The organism is Polaromonas sp. P3_C2 (genome assembly GCF_056402675.1).
In genome coordinates this window covers 1-2,636 of sequence record NZ_JBFUGX010000584.1, presented here as the reverse complement: position 1 = coordinate 2,636, position 2,636 = coordinate 1, and the positions used below count along the sequence as shown (strand labels likewise).

Sequence of the window (2,636 nt, the reverse complement as noted above, 5' to 3'; positions counted from 1 at the left end):
ACGCAGATGTTGTCATATCAAGCGTTCCGCAAAAGTATCGCGATGCCAGCAGACGCCGCGGAACTGGCTCCGCCAGGCCGCWGGTGTCGCCCCCTGCAAGGGGGGAAGGTGCTACACGCAGTGAGCATCCGACGGGGGTGTGCCATTTCTAGCCTCCGGTGATAGGCGTGACCACGTCGACGCGGTCGCCGTCTTGCAGCGCACGCTCCGGCCACTGCGGCCGCGGCACAAACCCGTTGTTGATGGCGCAGGCAAAGGCGCTCTTGAAGTCGTAGCCCCGCGCCTGCAGCAAAGCCTGCAGGGTTGACGCATCGGTTTCCATGCGTTCGCCGTTCAAAGAGATCTGCAATGTTGTCGTCGTCATGTCATTCATTCTCCGTACCCCAGGAGTTTATGGACAAGCCCGTCCACCAGCGCGGGCGCACACAGATAACCATGCCGGTACAAGCCATTGATATGCCAGACACCGTTGCGCAGCGCAATCGCCGGCCGGTGGTCGTCCAGCGCGGGCCGCAGCGCAGCCGCCAGGCGCAGCACCCTGGCCTCGCCAAACGCCGGGTGCAGGCTGTGCAGCGCACTGGCGAGCTCGAGCGTGGAGCGCAAGGTCACCGGCCCGCTGTCTTCCGACTCCAGTTCGGTCGCGCCGACGACAAAGCGGTGGCCGGGCCGTGGCGCCACATACAGCTGGTAGCGCGGATGCATCAGACGCACCGGGCGCTGCAACGTCACGCCGGCGCATTCCACCGTCAGCACCTCGCCGCGCACGCCGCGCAGCTGCGGCCAGCCTTCCTTCGCACCCACACCGCGTGCGTCCACCGCAATATCCACACGATGAGTTTGCCCGGCGCAGACGATGCGCCCCTCTTCCACGGCGTTGACCGCCTGACCTTCGAGCCAGGTACCGCCCAGCCTGTCGATCTCCACCGCCAGCGCGGCCATCCACTGGTCATTGGCCAGCTGGCCTTCGCCCTCCAGCAACAAGCCACCGCCAAAGCGCCCGGCAAATGCCGGCTCGGCACGGCCCAGCGCAGCGGCATCAAGCGCCTGTACCTGCGCGCGTGACGCATCAGGCAGCTTGTGCATCAGCAGGCGGGTGAAATGTTCCAGCGAACTCTGGTCGGGCGCATGGGCCACCACCAGCGTACCTTCGCGCCGGAAATACACCGGCAAGCCTTCAGCCTCCAACTCTGCAATCCACTCCGGCCACAGCTGCATGGAGCGCTGGCCCAAGGCAAACACGGCCTCGTCCGCCACCGCCAGTTCCGCCAGCGGCGACAGCATGGCCGCCGCCGTCATCGAGGCCGTGGCCAGATCGTCACGCGCCCGCGCATCGAACAGGCTGACGCGGCAGCCTGCACGCAGCAGGCGCCAGGCCAGCGTGCGGCCGGCCAGGCCCGCGCCCGCAATACCGATGTGCAAAGTGCTCATGTCAGGGACGGCTCCGAAACAACTCAGGAATAGATCTCGCTCCCGCCTTCGCGGAACTCCTTGGCCTTTTCCTCAAAGCCGGTGGCGATCTGCTTGATGGGAATTGTCGTGGCTGCCGGCGCCAGCGTGGTGCTGGCCGGGTTAAGCCGGGCAAACTCGCGCACCTCCTGCGAGATTTTCATCGAGCAGAACTTCGGCCCGCACATCGAACAGAAATGCGCCACCTTGGCGTTCTCTTTGGGCAGCGTTTCGTCGTGATAAGCCATCGCCGTGTCGGGGTCGATCGCCAGGCGGAACTGGTCTTCCCAGCGGAACTCAAAGCGCGCTTTCGACACCGCGTTGTCCCACATCTGCGCGCCCGGGTAGCCCTTGGCCAGGTCGCCCGCATGCGCGGCGATCTTGTAGGCGATCAGGCCCTGCTTCACATCGTCGCGGTTCGGCAGGCCCAAATGCTCTTTCGGCGTCACGTAGCACAGCATGGCCGTGCCGTACCAGCCGATGTTGGCTGCGCCCATGGCAGAAGAGATGTGGTCATAACCCGGCGAGATGTCGGTGATCAGCGGGCCCAGCGTGTAGAAAGGCGCTTCAAAACAAGCTTCAAGCTGCTTGTCTACGTTTTCTTTCACCAGCTGCAGCGGCACGTGGCCCGGGCCTTCAATCATCACCTGCACATCGTGCTTCCAGGCGATCTGCGTGAGCTCGCCCAGCGTGTGCAGCTCGGCAAACTGCGCTTCGTCGTTCGCATCGGCAATCGAGCCGGGGCGCAAGCCATCACCCAGCGAGAAGCACACGTCATACGCCTTCATGATCTCGCAGATCTCGTCAAAGCGTTCGTACAAAAAGCTTTCCTTGTGATGCGACAAACACCACTTGGCCATGATGGAGCCGCCACGCGAGACGATGCCCGTCAGGCGATTCGCCGTGAGCGGCACATAGGCCAGGCGCACGCCGGCGTGGATGGTGAAGTAGTCAACGCCCTGCTCCGCCTGCTCGATCAGCGTGTCGCGGAAGATTTCCCAGGTCAGGTCTTCGGCCTTGCCGTTGACTTTTTCCAGCGCCTGGTAGATCGGCACCGTGCCGATGGGCACCGGCGAGTTGCGCAAAATCCATTCGCGCGTTTCATGGATGTTCTCACCCGTCGACAAGTCCATCACGGTGTCTGCGCCCCAGCGAATCGACCAGACCAGCTTGTCGACTTCTTCCTCAAT

At 63.8% G+C, this 2,636-nt stretch carries 3 protein-coding genes; all 3 read right to left on the bottom strand.

Annotation, left to right across the window (positions count from 1 at the left end; all coding sequences use genetic code 11):
• Window positions 1–148: 148 nt before the first annotated feature.
• The gene (gene thiS, locus AC1DWI_RS19320; protein ID WP_477670404.1) at window positions 149–364 is read right to left on the bottom strand and encodes a sulfur carrier protein ThiS; all 216 of its coding nucleotides are present in this window, start codon (window positions 362–364) and stop codon (window positions 149–151) included.
• Between the two features lie 5 nt (window positions 365–369).
• The gene (gene thiO / locus AC1DWI_RS19315) at window positions 370–1,428 is read right to left on the bottom strand and encodes a glycine oxidase ThiO (RefSeq protein ID WP_477670405.1); all 1,059 of its coding nucleotides are present in this window, start codon (window positions 1,426–1,428) and stop codon (window positions 370–372) included.
• Window positions 1,429–1,451: 23 nt separating this feature from the next.
• On the bottom strand, window positions 1,452–2,636 hold a 1,185-nt coding region (thiC, locus tag AC1DWI_RS19310), incomplete at its 5' end, for a phosphomethylpyrimidine synthase ThiC (RefSeq protein ID WP_477725485.1).